Origin of the sequence: Methanohalophilus mahii DSM 5219 (assembly GCF_000025865.1) — an archaeon.
Classification (GTDB): Archaea; Halobacteriota; Methanosarcinia; order Methanosarcinales; family Methanosarcinaceae; genus Methanohalophilus; species Methanohalophilus mahii.
In genome coordinates, this window is the sequence record NC_014002.1 from 984,956 (window position 1) to 1,004,857 (window position 19,902).

Below are 19,902 nucleotides of genomic sequence, written 5' to 3' on the forward strand. Positions count from 1 at the left end.
CTCTCTTGATTTTTTGATATCAATATAATATTATAGTCCCATTGAAAATTACAAAGAGATATTAAATTCACCGTATGAAATACTTATTCGAAAATAGCTTGCAGGCAATTTTGATATTGTATATACAGCAACATATCTGTGATACTTAAATGTTTTGAATTTTTGAGAAGTTGGATTTGAATATAGTTGGTATTTAGCCTGTAACAATCAAAAGTATATTGAGAACATGGATGCCCAACCATGTTCTCATTTAGTCCTCCACTCCAAGTATCAGCCGTAGTCCCCCAACTCGGCTGATCCAGCCCGGAAAAATGCTGCACAAATCCCGGACAATTCCTACATTCTCATGGACAAATATAACACAACCGCCTTAAAATCCGATAATGGCTTCGTATATTTGTAAAGGGTTAAAAATTTTCAAAGCCGTATTAAGAATCAAGATCATTCCTGCTTCTTTCTGGATTCGATAATCTCCAGACCGCGACGAAGCATCACTTCTCCCAGGAAAAGCAACAGGGCAACCAGAATGAAATACATCTTCCAGCTGACAGGTTCCATACGACTCTGGAGAGAGTTCTGCCGGGCGTCTGTGAGGAGGTTTGCTCTGGCTTCCTTTTGGCTATAAACCTTACCGCCATTTCCGGCAATAAGGGAAGGTAAGTCTTCATTCAACCCAACATCCCTGTACTCAATGGCATAGTTTACAGCAATTGGATAACCACTCACATAATGCATCCCGACTGTTTTCGGGAAAATCTGGGCTTCATAGGTGTTTTCCCCTACAAAAGCCAGTTCAAGTTCATCGCCCCTGTATGTAAGTTCCGGAACCTTCTCATCATACATTGTAAGAGTGAGTGTGGCAGGTAACCCGAACCATGTGTCTGGTGCCTCCACAACTGCTCCCTCTTCGGGTTGTGGATTGGCTACAGCCCAATTTACAGTTGCTGATATCAACTGTGAATTGTTACCGGAATACATCTGTGAACTCCAGCCTCCAGCCTTGCCACTATCTGTGGTGATCGAAGCAACTCTTCCAAGTCCATATCTCCATGTGGTTACAATAGGTTTCCCATTTGAGGCAACGACAAGCCTGTTTGCTCCGGGTTTTGGAGTAACATCATTGTAGCCGGTTATGTTTGCTTTCACATTTGAATTCTGAGTTATGAAATGTGAGGGATTGAATTCGAAAAGCTGGTAAGATGAAGTTGATTCATTTTCATTTAATGGTGGTTCAACCGATTCATCTGGAATAATATTGGCCCGTTGTCCTGCATCCAATTTGAAGTAATTATTGGTTGTACCTTCTATGTTCTCAACAAGTTTTTCAGCATATGCATTACCCGACCCATCTTGCTGGGAAGGAGCTGAAGACCTAATATGAACAAAATAGAAATTCACATTATCTTGCTTCAGGTCTTTGGCTATGTTTAGGCTTTCTTCATAGGAATCTTCTATACCCCCATCAGAGATTATTACCAGGTCCAATGTCTCTGTTTCTGTATTAAGCCATTCTTGTGCAACTTCAAGACCCTCGTGAAGCAATGTTTCACTTGTGGTGCTTGGTCGCAATTGACGCATTTCTTTTTCCAGAAATTCTCTGTTGCCTGCATTACCAAGATACTTCAATCCATCAGAAACATCATGTCCTTCCTTGCCAAAAGCGATGACTCCCATATAGGCTCCTCTTAGTTCCTCCTTCTGGACTAGGTATATCGCATTACCCAGTACTTCTGAAAGTGTGCCATGTTTTTCAGTACTAGGAGATATATCAAGTACGAGGACAATATCCCTGCCTCCTTTCCATTGTGTCGGAGTGGAAGTTACCGGTAATATATCCTCAATTGAAGAATTCAGGTAATCCCCATATTCGTAAGAACGCTCTCCTCCAGTAACAACAACTCCTCCTCCATTGGATACATATTGCTTCAAAGCTGCCACATCAGATTCGGATATTCTGTTGCCGGGCATATTATCGATTACCACAGCTTTTTTGGAATCAAGATCAGATATGTTGGAAGTAGTAGAGGTATCATAAAGGTTGTATAGGATATTGGAGAGCGGTGAGTCCGGTTCATCAGTTATGTACTGTACTTTGGGTTTCGGTACCACGTATACCGATTTAGTGAAATAGTTATTGATAGCCTCAGCTTCATCTGCCTGTCTGCTCAGTTCAACTTTGATTTCATTTGCACCCAGATCATTGAATTTATAAGGAATCTGATAACTTCGTTGCTTGCTGCTCTGTGTGAAGGTGCCGCTACGTATCAATTTATCATCTGCATAGGCCTTGAATGTATATTCCACAGGTACTTCTTCTGCCTGTGAAACAATTATTTCAAACTGGTATTCATTCCCTTTGACTGCGGTCTTGTCACCTTTTATCTGAATACTGAGATCGTTTGATTCAAGTTCCGGTGTAACTGCATATACAGTGGACCCTACATTTTGTGCAAAATCCAGCCCTTCTTCAAGGTCCTTACCATAGTTATTGTTCCCATCAGTCACCAGCACTACCTGATTATCACTGCTGGCATACTGCGCCACAGCATCCCCCAGCGCTGTCTTATCACCGGTCAGCCTGACGAGACTGGTCGGTGTTTTGGTGGCAAGGCTTTCGTAGAGTTCATCGGCCACTCCTTCCTCGAAGAGCTGCATGCTGTTGGTTTCATCCGAAATAATCACAAGATTCGGGTTTTCCTGCTCTGTAACCTGGCTTACCAAGGTAAAGGGAGAGGCTAGGGCTACTATCAACAGGGACAGAACAATTGCCCTGGAAATAAGCAGTTTTTTGTTACCACCCTTAAGCATAAAGTATAGAGCACCTGCAATAACAGGTAATATAAGTGCAAGGACAATGGGTTGTTCAAAGGAAAGCATCAGAGTTCACCCCGGTTGCGTATAATCAGAATCTCAAGTATGGCCAGGAGTATGGCCAGTATAATCAGGTAATTGTCCAGATAGTTCTTTGCTTCATAACTATCCTGACGGACAATATCAGGGCTGTCCCTCTTCTTGTCAGAAACACGTTCCATTACTTCCGATCCTTGCCTGGTAGTGTCCGATTCCCGGTCACTGTACAGGTTGACCGCCACGGTACGTCCTCCTATCTTATAAGTCCCCACTTCTTCGAAAACTACCTTCTGTGTAGTCATTGTACTCGTGGGTGTCTGTACAGTCATTTCACGGGCAAGGGATGTGACGTCTCCTGTCTCCAGGTTATAGTCACTTATATCCCCGCTGCCACCGAGCCAGGCTGTAAGCTTTGCCCAGAGCACTGGATATTCGGGCAGGTTGTGGAAATTGTTCCAGGGCTTGCCCAATTCGTCATTGAAGCCGAAATATACCAGTGTGCCATCTCCCACAGACCAGTGGGCAAGTAAAGGATCTCCCTGCTCAGTTGCAACCAGCACGTTTGCATCATTGCGCGGTGTGGCATTGAGGTATTTATGTATGGCAATCTCGTTGAATTTCACATCATCGGTCAAGCTTGAGGATTGGACAACTTCCAGATCGATACCCAGAACACCCTGCGATTCAGCCACATTATCGGGTATAACAGGAAGCATATTCTGGAATTGGTCTGTGGCATTGCCACTTTCAAGCATCTGGCTGGCCACAACCACAACCCGGCCGCCATTGTTCAGGAAACTGTCAAGCCTTTCCACCTCGTTGGATGTAAGGGAGCGGTTTTTCAGCCCGATGACCATTATCTTGTAATCATCGGTGGAAGAAGGAATCCCTTCAGACGTAGAAATATTCACAGAAGCCAGGGTAGAAAGGGCAATCTTTGATGGTAACTTTTCTTCATCCGAAACAAACAGGGTTTTCGTATCCGATTGGGTTGGAACCATGACATATGCATTATTGTCCGCAGGAAGGTTATCCTCATCTGCTATTGATATTGATGTAACTCCGGTGGACAGGGGATTCACACGAAACTGGGCAGTATCGGAAGGGCCCACATTGAGAGAGCGCTTTACCGAACCGGCCGGGTTTTCAATTTCTATATCAACCCTTTCGGTAAAGTCATTATAATTCTTGACAACACAGGTATACACATAATTTCCATCTTCAATATCTATCCAGCCGTCTATTATTCCCACATTGCCCACTGCTGAGCCTACATCAACAAAGGCAGTATCAATTCCATAGGACTGGGCAAGTTGTTTTGTAGATACCGGATCTTCTCCTTCCCAGCTGGCAAAATCGGATACTACCACAATCTTACCCCCTCTCTGAGAAAGCAGTCTCATCCCTTCAGACATTGCCCCGGAAAGGTCAGCTATCGTGTCGCTAGGCTCGATACTGGCAAGCGCATCGGATGCTTGCGAAGAACCTGTGTTCTCAACAATGATTTCCGGACTGCTTTTGGCCAGTATTACACTGTTCTTCTTGCTGAGATATCCTGCAGCCAGGCGTGTTGCATCATCAAGCCGATTGCCTGCCTGCATACTTGCAGAAGCGTCAATGACAATTACAGTATGTTCATCGCTCAGGTCCTCCTGAGAGGTGTAAAAAGGCGCTGCTGCAGCGGTGGAAAGCAGTATTAGTACAAGCAGCTGGATAAGAAATAGCGGATCCTTCAGCAGTTTCCTTATCGATGAAAAACGTTTTTTCTGCTTTTCCACCTGCATTAAAAACATCAGGGAAGGTATACTTAGCTGGACGGGTTTGGGCCTGAGAAGATAAATTATTATTAAAGGGATCACACTTGCAAGAGCGGCCAGGGCCATTATGTTATCAAAGGGCATTACCATCGCCTCCTGTTGCTCAGTGTTTCAAGGAAAGCCTCAAAGATTGGTTTCTCGGTTGAAAACTGGTAAAAGTCCGCTCCTGCATGGTCACAGGCTTCCTGTATCCTGTAGACATGCTCATTGAGCAATTCCTGATAATTCTTTTGGAAATTCTTGCTGACATAGGTTTGCAATTCTTCACCACTTTCCATATCAGTCAATTTTGCCAGACCATCGATTTGCAGATCCGTTTCAGTTTTATCCATTACCTGTATCACAATGAGTTCATGGACTGAAAGCCTGTATATAGCGGATTCAATGGATTTTGGGTCATCCAGAAAGTCAGAAATTATTATTACAAGCGAGCGTGAATGTATTGCTTTTTCGTATTGTTTCACGCATTCTTCAATGGATGTCTTGCCCCCGGTTTCTGCTTCTGCCAGCCTGTCGATAGCCCTGAGCAGGTATTTCCTGCCACGTTTTGGCTGGCTGAAACTCACATCGGTGGCAAATGTGGAAATTGCAAACTTGTCATTATCTTTTGTTACAAGATAGGCAAACCCGATAGCAAGCATCGCCCCATATTCAAATTTGGTAGGCCCATCCGATGAAAATTCCATGCTGTTGCTTGCATCCAGCAGGATATGGTTAGTAAGGGATTTACTTTCCTCAAATTCCCTGACATAGAGTTTTTCGGTACGTGCATAGGCATTCCAGTCAATAGTCCTTGGTTCATCGCCCCAGTGATACTCCCTGTATCCACGGGTATCCAGTCCCTTCCCACTGTGGATTGAGCGACGGCTACCGGCGTACACACTGGATACTCGCTTGCGTACCATAAAAGAGAACCTGTCAAGTTCCTTCAGGAAACTAACATCAATGCTATGTCTTTTTTCAGTCATTGAAAGGGCCCTTTGTTAGTTGTGGGAAAAGATCATTCAGTTCTTTTGATAATTTCACCAACAACCTTATCCGGAGTGATTCCCCTGCGCTCAGATTCGAACGTCAGCATTATGCGATGCCGCAGAATTGGATAAGCCATTGTATCCACATCTTCCTTGCTTACATAATTACGCCCGTGAATAAGTGCGCGGGCCTTGGCTGCAAGTACCAATCCAATAGAGGCTCGTGGGGAAGCACCGTATTCCAGATGTTCTTTCCAGTTACGTGTTGTCATAACTACCCTGATGGCATAGGCCTTTATGTCCTCGGCAATAGGTACTTCCCGGGTCAGGCGTTGCAGTTCCAGCACCGAACTTTTCTTGAGAACCCTGTTTACTTCAGGTATATCCACCATGGTGTAACGTCGCACGATTTCTTTTTCCTCATCAAAAGAGGGATAATCAAGCAGGACCTTGAGCAAGAACCTGTCCAACTGGGCCTCGGGCAGAGGGAATGTACCTTCCATCTCTATAGGATTCTGGGTTGCCAGAAGGAAGAAGGGTTTGTCCAGGATAAATGTATCATTTCCTACAGTCACCTGTTTTTCCTGCATTGCTTCAAGCAGGGCAGACTGGGTTTTAGGGGATGCCCTGTTTATTTCGTCTGCAAGCACGATGTTGGCAAAAACAGGTCCTGCTTCGAATTTAAATTCCTTGTGCCCGCCGCTTTCCTCTATAATATGAGTGCCTGTGATATCCGCAGGCATCAGGTCCGGAGTACACTGGATTCTACTGAATGTCAGGTCCATGACCTTTGCAATGGTGGATATTGTAAGGGTTTTTCCCAGACCCGGATTGCTTTCCACAAGTGTATGCCCATTACACAGGATAGAAACAATAATCTGCTCCACTGTTTCCTTCTGTCCCACAATTACCTTTGAAATCTCATTGAAAAGATTGGTAAAAATATCACTGGTATTACGGTAGATATCCGCTTCACCTGATTGAGAACTTTTGTCCATATAATTACTCCTGCTACATTATCTGGTTAATTCTTCAAAATATGATTTTATGATTGATTCATACCCCTTTGGTAATTCTTCACGATAAGCCGGAGCTGTCATCTGTCCGACTTCATATGATGAAGAAGGTTTAAATTCCGGCTGGTTTCCATCTTCTTCACCGGTAGGTGTAAAACCGGATTCTGATCCCGGCGGTATACTCAGGTCCACCTCTTCGCCTTCCACCACGACTACCACCGGTTCACCTGTAATATTCTCTCTTCCATCCTCGTTTCCTTCTCCATCAGAAGGGAAATAGTCTTCAGGCGTATCACCATTACCGGGAATCCCGGGGATGTTGTCGATTATTTCTTTCATTCCTTCGGGAGTTATGTCTGTGCGAAAATCCGAATATATAACTATGCCAAGGGCTGAGGTAGTGAAAATTAAAAGGATAAGTGTAACCTTGAGTTTCTTCCTGTCAAGAAAAGCAGATGAATGGATTTCCTTTGTACCTTCCAGTACTGAATGAATCAAATCCTTAACTATAACATTGTTCAGATTACGGTTATCATAGGCTGTCCTGAGCCTTTCTTTCAGGGCCGGATATTTCTCTTCTGCCAGTAAGATAACTGAAGTGCTCTTTTCTCTTCTATAGAGCAGCAGAGTTACTGTCAGGGAAATTCCAATGGAAATAAGAAGAAGGGCAATAGTTGAAAATGAAATTGTCAGTGAAGCAATATCATAACTTTTCCCGGCATATAATTCCAGAGCTCTTACAAGTCCAAAGACATTTTCCATATTTATTAAAAGCAGGACAGTATAAATGGCAAGGGTCAGGATGACAAATTCTGCCAGTTTGAACAACCGCTGGTATTTGCGAACAGCCCTTTCCTGCCGATTGATGAATTGTTCTAGATCCTCTGCCCCGGTCATCGAATTTCACTCTTCCATATAACTTTGGTAGGAACCCAGATTCTTTAACATATAAACGTTCTGCTTCAGGTTGTCAAGCGCTTCTTTTACGTTGGGATCATTGATACTGCCATTCATATCGATATAGAATACATAGTCTCCCAAGGACATTTTGGAAGGACGTGATTCAATCCTTGTCAGGTTGATGCCTCTTGTAGCAAGTTCCCCCAGCATCTCATAAAGGGCACCCGGGTGGTCCCTATTAAGATAAACGATAATTGAGGTTTTGCAGTCATGTGTACAGGTTTGAATTCTTGGATCTTGCTTTCTGGCAATTACTACAAACCGGGTGAGATCAGGTTTCCAATCCTGTATATCTTCTGCAAGAATGTCAAGCCCAAAACTTTCAGACGCCTTTCTGGATGCAATAGCAGCCATTTCCGAAAACTCCGTTGCCAGTTTGGCGGCATGCGAAGTACTTCCTGTAGTCCTGATTTCCACATCCGTGTAATTCTTCCGGATGAAATGGCGACATTGTGCCAGTGCCTGGGGATGGGAAAGAATTATTCTTATATCCTCTTTCCTCCCCCTTGAAAGCAGACAGTGATGGATATGAACCACAACTTCCCCAATGATTGAAAATTCATGCTCCAGCAGCAGGTCAAGGGTAACACCGACAGAACCCTCTATAGAATTTTCTATTGGTACAACACCATAGTCTATGGAATTTTCCTGAAGGACTTCAAATACTTCTGAAATATCCTTCAGATATGAAATATCCGGATTTGTTTCAAGGTGTGCTTTCCATATATTTGCAGCTTTTTCTGAATATGAACTTTCAGGCCCCAATATGCCGATTTTCATTGGTTTTTATAAATGACTGATATTTAAAATAATTTGTGATAAAATAGCATATAGATAGGTCTGCAACTCCCGTAAAAACCTATCAATTGCGCATTATCCTGAAAATCATTGTCAGGCCTGTGAGATTAATAACTCCTATCAAAATTCCTCCCACAAGGTGCATGTTGTTTTCCGGGGAAGTAGTAGAGTCCTGATTTTCATCTTTTTCCTTTATTTCAATTACCCTCTCGTTTTCAATGGATAGCGTCTCTTTGTATGTCTTACCACTGCTATCAATCACTGTTTCCAGAGTGTATTGTTTATTTTTCTCCAGACCGGTTATGTAGTACACGGAATCATTGCTTCCAGAACAAACTTCTTCGCCACTGCTGCTAAGTTTCATACTGGTAATGCTAGGTGACATGACCTTTATCGCTGCAGATTCTTTCAGGTTTTTTTCCTTTCCCTCACAAAAGGAAGGCCTTTCTGGAATGCCAAGTGTACTCAACAGAATTGGTGCTACATCTTCCTGGCCAATAGTTTCCTGAATTCGTTGTTGTTTAATGTTGGGGGACAAAATTATCAATGGCACATTGCGAACCTCATTTGCAGAGGCATATTTGTCTGATTTTGCCCCACCTCTTGCTTCAGCATCAGGAAATGCCATACCATGGTCGGAAGTGATAACCAGTGCCAGATTGTTTTCCTGGCATTTTTTATAAAGAGGCACTATCATAGAATCAAGGTTTTCGATACACTGACTATAACCTTCATAACCCCTGTAGATTCCTGCAGTTTCAAGCGCGGCAATATTGACGGTCATGAAGTATTTTGTATCCCTATCTTCATTTTCAAGGATACTGATAGAGTCCATTGCTGCATCAATAGCCAATTTATTGTATGTATAATATCTCTGGATTGTCCCGGAAGGCGTACTTTCCACTCTGGAGAGTGCTTGGGATGCATGTGATTCAAACTCTTTTTTAAGAAGTGGCAGGACATTCATATCCTTATTCCCGGATATCTCAACCTGCATTACAGGTTCATTTATGGAATTGGTTGTGTCATGGAGAACAATGTCATTTTCTGCAACTACTTCTTCGGAGTCACCTCTCTCAAATATCCCAATTGTCAGGTATCCATGTTTCCTGACAACATCATAAATACTGGCATTATCATAACCCACCATTGTGTCATCTGCATCCCTGTTACCTGTTATGATAACATTGTGTCCGCTGTTACCTTTCAGCTCAGGGACATAAACAGAATCAAAAATCGCAGCCTGATTATATATTTCTGGAAGATTTGACAAACAGGGTTTTTTGAGAACGGAATCATCGATTGCTTTTATATCCAGCTCAGGATTAATGTAACCATTGCCAAGACCATCAACTACCAGTACCACTACACCATCAGGAGTATTTGTATTTCCTGCTTCAATAAATGTTGCACATCCGGCCAGGTTTATTGTTATGCATAACAATAATAAGAGGAGAAGTGTTTTTCCACTCTAATGGATTTGTCTTTTAGAAAATTTCATCAGGAATAAAAATAGTGATTCATATTAATATTTTATGCTATGCTGTTTTATTTTTACGTTGAGAGTTGTTTTCCAGTTTACTATTATATAAATATATTTCTTTATTTTAAGTATATCGACTCTAATTTTTTTTCTTTAATATATAATCAATATCAATCAACATGTTTTACTTATAAATTATAAAATATATATTTTATATAACAATTATATTTATATATAAGTTTGTAATGCACCTATTTTGACTTTATTATATAAGTATTATGTATATGTATAATGTATTTTTGTTTGCCATGCAGATAATATGATTATAAAAGCAATATCAAAAGAGACTTTTTTTCAAAAAATAAAAGTTTTGTTCTTTAATTGACTTTTGCAGAACTTATATATAAAACATATATGTAATACAAATGTTTATATATAATAAAATTACAAATTTAATTGATTATAATGTGCCTCACGCAATGGCACATACTCATAGATTGGAGTGTTGAAAGTATGTCAGAATTGACTCAAAAAACCAGATTAACGAATGCTTTAAAGGGCGAGTCTGTAGACAAAGCCCCGGTTGCCTCTGTTACACAGACTGCAACAGTAGAGCTCATGGAAATGACCGGTGCATCCTGGCCCGAGGCTCATTCAGATGCTTCCAAAATGGCAAAACTGGCATTGGCATCCCATACTGAAGCCGGGCTGGAAGCTGTAAGATATCCATTTTGCCTAACGGTCCTGGCTGAAGCCATGGGTTGTGAAGTGAACATGGGTACCCAAAACAGGCAACCCTCAATAACAGAACATCCCTACACAAAAGGAACTGACGATCTCAAAATGCCTGATAACCTGGCTAAACTGGGCAGGATTCCGGCAGTAGTTGAAACAACAGGTATCGTGAGAGATAGTGTAGGTGAAGATGTGCCGATCATAGCAGGAATGGAAGGACCGGTTACCCTGGCCTCAGATCTGGCCAGTGTCAAAAAATTCATGAAATGGTCTATCAAGAAGCCTGATGACTTTAACACCATCCTTGATTTTGCCACTGATGCATGTATCGAATATGCCAATATCCTTCTGGATAGTGGAGTAGACATGATATGTGTGGCAGACCCGGTCGCATCTCCTGACCTTATGAATCCGGCCACATTCAATGACACCCTTAAACCCTGTCTTGCAAAATTTGCAGAAGCTGTTGATTGTGTAAAAATACTGCATGTATGTGGCAATGTAACACCAATCCTGGATATGATGGGAGATTGTAAATTTGAAGGTTTGAGCATTGAGGAAAAGGTAAAGGATGTAAAGGAAGCCAAAAAGACAGTTGAAGGACGTGCTACACTTGTTGGTAATGTTTCCAGTCCTTTCACAATTCTCAGTGGAACTCCTGATAAGGTAAAAGAGGAAGTGAAAAAGGCTCTGGATGATGGAATTTCTGTAGTTGCCCCTGGTTGTGGTATTGCTCCAAATTCCCCTCTTGAGAATGTAAAGGCACTGGTTGAAGGAAGAGATGAATACTTTTCCTGATTGTATAGGGGATGCCTGATCGCATCCCTCTTTAAACTAAAAGAGGTGGTTATATGAAAGTGGGAGTTGCTATTGATCTTGGAACCAGTGGTTTCAGGGCTCAGAAAATAGATATTGAAAGTGGTGAAATCCATAAAACGGTGATTACCATGAACAATCCTCTTCCGGGGGCCAATGTCATGGATCATTTGGATTTTGCCATGAATTATGGACAGGATCTTGCCCACGAACTAGTAATAGGTGCTTTCCGGAATATTCTTGAGGAACTTGGGGTTCATTCATCTCCTGACAGAATCGCGATTTGTGGAAATCCTATCCAGTTATCCCTGTTTCAGGGAATACCAATTGATGATCTTGCATATGCGGGACAGAGAAAAAAAGCAAAATATAACATAAAAGAACAGGAACGCAAAGCAGCTATTGTAAAAAGTATCTTTATTCCGGGTCTTGAAGATCTTGATAATTGCAGTGTTGTTATTCCTCCTGCAATCAAACATGAAGTTGGAGCTGATGCTCTTGCACTTATTGTTAAATCTGGTATGCTGGACTGTGCAGACATTTCAATTGCAACGGATTACGGAACAAATGCCGAGATGGCTTTGAAAGTAGGAAATGTAATATATACAGGCTCAGCTGCAGCTGGACCAGCCCTGGAAGGACAGGAAATTGAAGATGGTACGATTGCCAGGCCTCATGCGATATCGGATGTGTCTTTTGAAGATAAAGCACTACGTAATTATGTCCTTAATGATGAAATGGATACTGTACAGGGCGACCTCGTAAAACCAGACGATGGCACGGTAATAGATAAGGGAGACATAGAAGCACATGGTATTACAGGAACAGGTGTAATTTCTTTAATTGATGAATCTATCAAAAATGGTCTTGTAGTACTCCCAAAGATCAATCTGAAAAACAGCGTCATCCAATTGCAGGATGGAATAAAGTTTAACGAACATGATCTTGTAGAAGCTGGCAGGGCAATTGGGGCCATAAGGGCAGGTCATATAACTCTTTGTAATGCTGCCGGAATAGGAATGGAGGATATACAAACTGCATATATGTCAGGTGCTGCAGGAACCTATATGGATGCTATTAAGGCGCACAATATTGGTATGATCCCTTATGATGTAAGCAAAATTAGCCAAATTGGAAACACTTCCTTGATAGTTGCCAAAGAAATTTTGCTTTCTGAGGACAGATTATGGGAATTGCAGGAAATTGCAGAGGAAATCGTTGGTACACATGTCATGTTTGCTATGGATGATGCATTTAAGGATGCCTACATTCTCGAACTTTCCTATTGGGGAGAAGGCATGCCTTTCAAAGTCCTTAAAAAATACCTGAAGAAAAAGAAACTACCTACAATAGATGTTGTAAAATCGGTTCCTGATGTTGAAAAGCGTGTAGTGAAAGATATTCCTGTACTGGGAGAAGAAGGCCTTCATGTTCTTGATAAGGTTGGAACATATCTTACAATGGTCATTGAAGGCTGTGAAGCCTGCCATAAGTGTGTAAAGGTCTGTCCTAATGATGCCCTTTCTATGGAAGATAACAGAGTATTGATACGTACTGATCTATGTGATGGTGCTCATTGTCAGAAATGCATACATGCTTGTCCACATGATCTGTTTAAATGGGAAAATCTGGATGTTATGATGCAGGAACCATCAACTGAACAATAATCGATGGAAAGGTTTAAACGAATGAAAGTACTCGTTGTGGGAGGATTTTTAGGAAGTGGGAAAACCACTACAATCCTCCGCATTGGTAAATATCTTGGGGAAAAAGGTCAGAAAGCTGCTATAATAGTAAATGAAATAGGTGAAGTTGGAGTTGATGCTGATATCATCTCCAGTTATGGTTTTGATTCTATAGAGCTCACAAACGGGTGTGTATGTTGTACTCTCAAGAGAGATATGAGGTATACAGTAGATGAAATATATAGGAAAATGAAGCCGGATATACTACTTGTTGAACCCACAGGTATTGCATTTCCTGGTGTAATAAAAGAAGATATCATGCTGATGAATTTAAAAGATGTTGAGTTTGCACCTCTGGTAACAGTAATTGACGGCAGCCGTTTCAAGCAAATAATGAAAGAAACGAAACAGTTTTCCAAAAGACAGATCATTGATGCTGAGATACTGGCCATCAACAAGGTAGATCTAATAGAAGATTTGTATATACCGATAGTTGAATCTTCAGTTCAGCAGATGAATCCTCAGGCACATACAGTCCGTTTTTCCGCAAAAAGCAGGGATGAAGAGTTTGCCGAATTCATTAGTACACTATTAAGTGATGAAACATCCTTTGAGGTAGATAGAAGGAAAGAAAGTATCAATAAAAGCCCTGATGCAGAAGAAATTGTTGCAGCTAGTGGGGATAATTCGATAGAGTATTCAAAAATGGCTACTTATGCATCTGAATACAATCTTAATCATGATTATATTGAGCCTGAAAAAGCCCAATCAATAGTCTCAAACCTGATGGAAGATCTAAAAAAAGAGATAATAGTGATGAATCCGGAATTTGTTGGTCACATGAAAGTGATTTTGCAAGCCGGTACTGTAAATGTACGCTCCAGCGTCACAGGAGCCGAAGAACAAACTCAAATTGAAACTATAGAATCATATTCTTCTCACCCTTCTGTTAAGATTCTCTCTGCAATTTCAAATGTTCCTCGTTCGGAATTAATGGAACTTGTGGATTTCTTTGTCAAAGAAAATTTCACAAATCATGGTATAAAAATAGTGAAAACTGCTGTCCATCAGCACAACCATGAAAGTCACAACCACGACAATCACAATCATTCAGAAGGTGTGTAAGGTGCAATGTTTCTAAAGGATACGCTCACACCTTATGAACACGAATCATCGATTGGAGTGAAGGAAGCGAGTCTGAGGTGTGAGCACATTGCCAATGAAATAGGATATATATAATAGTTACGCAATCCCCTTATATATATGAGACTGATTTGTTTTGTATAATATTAAGTTTCGATGTATTTGCATTGGCAGGAACATTATGGAAAAACCTACTTTAAAAAAAGGGCAAATTTATCTTGAACCCGCATTAGACTTTCTGGATATCGGTATTCTTCTACTTGATAGTAAATTTAACATAATACATGTAAATTCCAAAATGGACAGTTTTTTAGGACATCCTGGAAACCTTTTTGGAAAATCAGTTTTCGATATTGAAATATGGCCTTTCACCAAAAAAGAAATTGTTGAATCCCTCGAAAATATACCTTCTAAAAATGAACCAACGATTTATTCCATTGAAGATAGTGCAGGTGAAGCCTACAATTTTACAGCTCATTATTTGAATCCTGCTTTGCCTGATGCACCGGCATTTATGGTCACACTTGAAAATCATCCTTTTTCTGAAAATGAAACTGAAAAATTTGAAGACCTGCTCTCCATTTTCACATCGGGTATTTCTGAAGGAATAATCATAATTCAAGATGAGCAAATCCAGTTTGCAAACCGTAAATTCGGAACAATTGTTGGTAAAACGTGGGATGAAATAAAAGGTACGCATTTCCTGGATTATTTTCCGATTCAATATCGTCGGATGTTGTACAAAAAATATACCAAACGTATTGAAAAGAAAATATACAGGGAAATGACATATGAGGTCGAATTGCTTTCAACATCAGGTAAAGTCACTCCTTTTGAGTTGTCCTCATCACTTGTTGAGTATGGCAATCGACCTGCAGTGATGGTTGTATTCCGGGATATATCAGCTAAAAAGGAAGCAGAGGAACATCTCAAAGAGGCTGAAAAGAAATACAGGTCGATTTTTGAAAAAACACCGATTGGAATAGTTTATTTTGACAGGAAAGGTAGAATAAGACATTCCAATGAAGCCTTTAAATCTATATTTAAATCTTTTATTGCTGAAAAGGCAGAACCTGAAATTTTTGATTATATTCCTGATAAAGAAGTATCTGGAGAGATTAAACAGGTGCTTTCCGGAAACGCTCTTTCTTACAGGGGAGAATATGAGGTAAATACTCAATATTCATCCAAATCGATAAAAATCACATGTAATTCTTTGCTCCTCGATGGTGTTTTACAGGGGGGGATAGGCATCTTTGAAGATATTTCCCTGCAAAAAAGTGCTGAAAGCACTCTTCAAATGAACAAATCCCGCCTTGAAGCCCTTTTAAAATTAAATCAGATGGAAGTATTTTCTTTCGATGAAGTAGCCCGTTTTGCTCTTGAACTTATAGTTGAATTTACAGACAGCAATAGGGGTTACCTTTGCAAGGTGGGGCTGGATGGCAAAACTGAAAAAATACTGTATACTCCTGATACAGAAGATCTGGAATCATTCGTATCTGGAAGAATTGAAAATCTTGATTTCAAAGATAGAAAATACAATGTTTTGGATGCGGGAAAGACTGTTGAAATACCAATTTTCGAAAATGAGCAGCTCGAAATGGTTGCAGGGTTTAGCAGGAATATAGCCTTCAAAGAAATGGAAAAAGATCAATTAGAACTTTTTATACAGGATATATGGACTACGATAAAACATAAAATGGCCGAGAAATCGTTACGTGATTCTGAAAACAAATATTCTTCTCTTGTGGAAAAGGGCAATGATGCAATAGTAGTAATTCAGGATGGTAAACTTAAATATGCAAATTCGATGTTTTGTGAATTTGTAGACAACGATTGTGATTCAATAATTGATACGGATTTTAAGAATTATGTTGCTGAAGAATACCGCCGCATGGTGGCCAAAAAAAGCCAGCAATATATACAGCAAAAGGAGATGTCTCATTCCAGGGATGAAATTGAACTGGTTACAAGGAATGGTAAAAAAATACCTGTAATCGTAAGCACATCTGTGATCGACCATGAAGGCAAACCTGCAGTAATGGCATTTATAAGCGATATTACACAACAAAAAGAAAAGGAGAATGAACTTCTTGAAACGTTTAAGGTCCTGAAAGTGCTTCAATCTGTAATTCGTACCAGTCCTGCGATAGTTTTCTTTTGGGCCCCGGAGGAAGATTGGCCGGTGGAATTTGTATCTGAAAACATTGAAAATTTTGGTTACAGGCCCGAGGAATTTACTTCTGGAAAATTACAATATGGGGATATCATACATCCTTCTGATCTGGATTATGTCCACCAGAAACTTGCAAAATATTCAGATGAAGGAATGTCGGATTACAATCTGGAATACCGCATAATCACAAAAAAAGGAGAGGTGCGTTGGGTTGAAGAACGAGGTTCCATCCAATATGAGAATAGTGAAATAAGCCATTACCAGGGAATAATCCTTGATATCACTGAAAGAAAAAGAGTAAATCGTTTTTTGGATATTGATACCGATATTGGGAATTTCCTGACTCCCACCGGTGATATGCAGGAAATGTTTGATCAGTTACTCGAGCTAGCTCTTCATATCGAAGGGGTGGATGCAGGTGCCCTTTATATTGTTGACAAATCCAGTAAAGACCTTAATATTGTAGCGCATCGTAATATTTCCGATGAATTTGCTGAAAATCATTCTACAATTGAAAAAGATTCACTTAGAGGGAAGTTCCTGTTAGTACAATATCCCGTATACAAACTCTATTCTGAGATCTATCCCTTCTCTAAATCCAAAAAAGGCAAAGAAAACCTTTTGGCAACAGCCATTATCCCTGTAATAACCAATGATAATTTATCTGCGGTATTGTTTTTGGGATCTCATAAAAATTATGAGATTCCATATTCTATACGTAACTCGCTTGAAACTGTGGCAAACCAGATAGGTTCTGTACTTGACAGGATAGAAAAAGAAGCAGGTATCCAGAAAAGCCAGTATGATTTACAGGTTCTCTTTGACACAATATCTGAGATGATTTATGTAGTGGATTCAGAAGGTTGCATCCTTTACTCCAATCTTAACGTTTCAAAAACCCTGAAATATTCCAAACAGGAAATAACAGGTATGAATTTTATAAAAATTCATTCACATGCTCAGGTACTTGATGCTGCAAATGCCTTTAATGAAGCACTCAAAGGTAACAAACAGCAACACTTGTTCACTTTGATGGACAAAAACAATAATCTAATAAATGTCGATACTACAATGCAAAAGGGGGAATGGAACGGTAGTGAGGTAGTAGTAGTTGTCAATAGAATTGTTGAATGACGATAAATTCATAAATTATTACTACAGAGTAATAGAAAATCAGTAATGCAGTTAGAGTGGGGCAAAAATGATAGATATCAATCCTAAAAACATCTTGATACGCTACAACATATTGGTTGAAAGCGACATGACTCCTGAAGAAGTGGCAGAACAGCTGTTCCCCACAGATCCCCACATTCGCCGAGTTGCCAAATCTGTTTTTGAAGGTGATGAAGATGAAGTTGTTGCTGGTTTGCAAAAAACAATTGATTCCGGAGTAGACCCCCTTTCACTTATAAACAATGCTCTTATGGCAGGAATGGAAGTAGTGTCTACTCTCTATGATTACGGATTGTTGTACCTGCCGGATGTTATTATCTCTGCCCAGGCAATGATTGAAGGTATAGAATACTGCAAGGAACAATCAAAACAGGTTCATGAATCAAAGGGTAAGATCATTTCTTATGTTGTGGAGGGTGATATACACGACATCGGAAAAACGATTGTAACTGTTCTTTTACGTGCCAATGGTTATGATGTTATTGATCTTGGAAAAGATGTGCCTGTTGAAGAAGTTGTGGCCGCAGCCAAAAGAGAAAAACCCATCATGCTTTCTGGAACCGCTTTGATGACCACAACAATGCATGCTTTCAAAGATGTGAATTCGCGACTGCTTGCAAGTGACATAAATGTACCTGTGGTCTGTGGTGGAGGTGCTGTTACTCAGGATTTTATTTCCGATTATGATCTAGGGGTATATTGCGAAGAAGCTGCAGACGTACCAAAAATTGCAGATTCCATCCTGCACGGATTGAATATAAGGAAATTAAGGGATACTTTCCATAAACACTGAGGAGATCCATATTATGTCTGTTAAACGTTATTCTTCCATGGAATATGACAATTTTGAAGACCTTCTTTTTGGCCACTCAAAATATCCTGTGAAAACCGGTCTTGATCTGGAAATCGGTGCTGGATATACCACTGCTGAAGTCAATTATGCTCCCCGTCCGGATGCGGCTGAAAATAAGGCTAAGCTTGTAAACGAATACGAGCGTATTACCCGTGACATAATGGAAAGGATGGTCCAGGTTGGTTTTCCATCAGTAGTACTTGAAACTGAACATGTGCAACAGATGACACACAATCCTGAATGGGGGGCTGATATTGCAACTGCTCAAAAAGCTATCATGGAAGAATATCATGATGAATATGGTATCAAATGTGCCCTCAGGCACACAGTGGGTGATGTCAGGGGAGATAGGGAAAGCATCGATCTGCGGGGAGATGCTTATTCCCGGATACTTGAATCGTTTGAGCAAGTTGCTTCTTCAGGAGCGGATATGTTGTCGATCGAATCCCTTGGAGGTAAAGAAGTATTTGATCATTCTATCCTGAGGAATGACATGCGGGGAGTAATCTTTTCAGTTGGTATACTTGGCGCGCTTGATGTTGAGTATATATGGAAGGATATCTGCAGTATTGCAAAGAAAAATAAAGTAGTACCTGCGGGTGATACGGCCTGTGCACAGGCAAACACTGCAATGTTTGTTGCAGGGGGACTCCTTGACTTCAAATTATCCCATAGTGTGGCATCTGTTGTAAGGGCTATTTCCGCATCAAGATCCCTTGCTGCATATGAAGCAGGTGCAATTGGTCCGGGCAAGGACTGTGGTTATGAGAACAATATCATTAAAGCAATTACCGGTTACCCCATTTCCCAGGAAGGCAAAGGTTCCACATGTGCCCACTCGGATCTGATGGGCAATATGGCCATGCAATGTTGCGATCTATGGTCCAATGAATCTGTGGAATACCGGGGAGATTTTGGAGGAACCACTGTACAGTGTTGGGGAGAAACCCTTTCTTACGATTGCAGCATGATGAATACGGCATTGGAAGCCGGAGTTGGTAAAACCCTGCGTGATGTGCTAATGGTTTCGGACAGATACAGGGATCCACAGGCATTCATACTATCTTATGACAATGCGTATCGTATTGGTGAAATAATAACTGCCCATCCGGATGATTTGTACCTGAGGGGAAAAGAGGCAGGCATAAAAGCTTGTGAATTAATAGAAAGTGGTTCTGAAGGATTCCTGGCGTTATCCAAGTTTGAAAAAGCCACAATAAAGAAAGCCCAAAATGACCTAAAATCATTGGACGAAGACATGGAATCTTTTATTTGTAATTGCCTGGATACCTATTCATCTGAAGTGGAAACCTTTAATGCATCAAATTATGGCCTTTGATTTCTATAATTTTAACTACTAATTTTGTTTTTTCAGGTTCTCCTATATATAGTTATTTCTATTCATTGTGTGATAATTAATTTA

The 19,902-nt window shown here is 40.6% G+C and carries 13 protein-coding genes; 6 read left to right on the forward strand and 7 right to left on the reverse strand.

What is annotated here, in order from left to right:
• Positions 1–441: 441 nt before the first annotated feature.
• The 7 genes from MMAH_RS04850 to MMAH_RS04880 form a co-directional block, all read right to left on the reverse strand.
• A complete protein-coding gene (locus MMAH_RS04850) occupies positions 442–2,877 on the reverse strand; it encodes a vWA domain-containing protein (protein ID WP_013037426.1) in 2,436 nt (811 codons plus the stop codon).
• Positions 2,877–4,751 (reverse strand): vWA domain-containing protein, encoded by a 1,875-nt coding sequence (locus tag MMAH_RS04855; protein ID WP_013037427.1) that lies wholly within the window; start codon positions 4,749–4,751, stop codon positions 2,877–2,879. The genes MMAH_RS04850 and MMAH_RS04855 overlap by 1 nt, the downstream gene beginning before the upstream one ends.
• The gene (locus tag MMAH_RS04860) at positions 4,751–5,635 is read right to left on the reverse strand and encodes a DUF58 domain-containing protein (RefSeq protein ID WP_013037428.1); all 885 of its coding nucleotides are present in this window, start codon (positions 5,633–5,635) and stop codon (positions 4,751–4,753) included. Before MMAH_RS04860 ends, MMAH_RS04855 begins: the two co-directional genes overlap by 1 nt.
• Before the next feature lie 32 nt (positions 5,636–5,667).
• Complete coding sequence (locus MMAH_RS04865) at positions 5,668–6,636, reverse strand: AAA family ATPase (protein ID WP_013037429.1); 969 nt, start codon at positions 6,634–6,636, stop codon at positions 5,668–5,670.
• Positions 6,637–6,654: 18 nt separating this feature from the next.
• Positions 6,655–7,551 (reverse strand): DUF7502 family protein, encoded by an 897-nt coding sequence (locus MMAH_RS04870; protein WP_013037430.1) that lies wholly within the window; start codon positions 7,549–7,551, stop codon positions 6,655–6,657.
• Between the two features lie 6 nt (positions 7,552–7,557).
• Positions 7,558–8,394 (reverse strand): prephenate dehydratase, encoded by an 837-nt coding sequence (gene pheA, locus MMAH_RS04875; RefSeq protein WP_013037431.1) that lies wholly within the window; start codon positions 8,392–8,394, stop codon positions 7,558–7,560.
• An 82-nt stretch (positions 8,395–8,476) separates the two neighbouring features.
• Positions 8,477–9,856: a sulfatase-like hydrolase/transferase gene (locus MMAH_RS04880; RefSeq protein ID WP_013037432.1), complete on the reverse strand. Its 1,380-nt coding sequence runs from the start codon at positions 9,854–9,856 to the stop codon at positions 8,477–8,479.
• Positions 9,857–10,408: 552 nt separating this feature from the next.
• Here MMAH_RS04880 and mtaA point away from each other — a divergent pair.
• The 6 genes from mtaA (at position 10,409) to mtaB (ending at position 19,818) form a co-directional block, all read left to right on the forward strand.
• Positions 10,409–11,428, forward strand: coding sequence for a methylcobamide:CoM methyltransferase MtaA (mtaA, locus tag MMAH_RS04885; protein ID WP_013037433.1), 1,020 nt, complete (start codon positions 10,409–10,411; stop codon positions 11,426–11,428).
• Positions 11,429–11,481: 53 nt separating this feature from the next.
• Complete coding sequence (locus MMAH_RS04890) at positions 11,482–13,113, forward strand: methylamine methyltransferase corrinoid protein reductive activase (RefSeq protein ID WP_013037434.1); 1,632 nt, start codon at positions 11,482–11,484, stop codon at positions 13,111–13,113.
• 21 nt (positions 13,114–13,134) lie between these two features.
• A complete protein-coding gene (locus MMAH_RS04895) occupies positions 13,135–14,256 on the forward strand; it encodes a GTP-binding protein (RefSeq protein WP_013037435.1) in 1,122 nt (373 codons plus the stop codon).
• Positions 14,257–14,572: 316 nt separating this feature from the next.
• Positions 14,573–17,587, forward strand: coding sequence for a PAS domain S-box protein (locus tag MMAH_RS04900; protein ID WP_172632578.1), 3,015 nt, complete (start codon positions 14,573–14,575; stop codon positions 17,585–17,587).
• Between the two features lie 67 nt (positions 17,588–17,654).
• Entirely contained in the window at positions 17,655–18,419 is a 765-nt protein-coding gene (gene mtaC / locus MMAH_RS04905) for a methanol--corrinoid protein MtaC (RefSeq protein WP_013037438.1), read from the forward strand.
• Positions 18,420–18,432: 13 nt separating this feature from the next.
• A complete protein-coding gene (gene mtaB / locus MMAH_RS04910; protein ID WP_013037439.1) occupies positions 18,433–19,818 on the forward strand; it encodes a methanol--corrinoid protein co-methyltransferase MtaB in 1,386 nt (461 codons plus the stop codon).
• Positions 19,819–19,902: the final 84 nt, after the last annotated feature.